This is a genomic window from Chengkuizengella axinellae (assembly GCF_030730905.1).
GTDB classification, from domain to species: Bacteria; Bacillota; Bacilli; order Paenibacillales; family KCTC-33759; genus Chengkuizengella; species Chengkuizengella axinellae.
Genome location: NZ_JAVAMP010000074.1, coordinates 1 through 262, shown reverse-complemented (window position 1 = coordinate 262; position 262 = coordinate 1). Strand labels below are relative to the sequence as shown.

Annotated in this window: 1 protein-coding gene; it reads left to right on the top strand. The window is 35.1% G+C overall.

Features of this window, described 5'->3' with window-relative positions:
- Positions 1–262 (top strand): Ig-like domain-containing domain (locus Q5Y73_RS24725; RefSeq protein ID WP_305994587.1); only part of this gene is annotated, 262 nt, incomplete at both ends.

Genomic DNA, 262 nt, shown 5'->3' with positions numbered 1-262 from the left:
CAGTTTCAACGAGCCAATGGAAACAGCAGTAGAAGATGATATTACTGTTAAAGAAGGTTCAAAAAGATTGTCCATCAAAAAAGTTGATGTAGATGGAAGTAGTGTAGATATAACATTATACTCTAAATTAGATGATGGTGAAGATTACACAATTACAGTAAATGGTGCGGAAGATTTTGCAGGTTATGCAAACATCAGCTACCAAGAAACATTTACTTATGAAGATTCTGAAGAAGCTCCAACTGCAACAGTTGTAGATGCG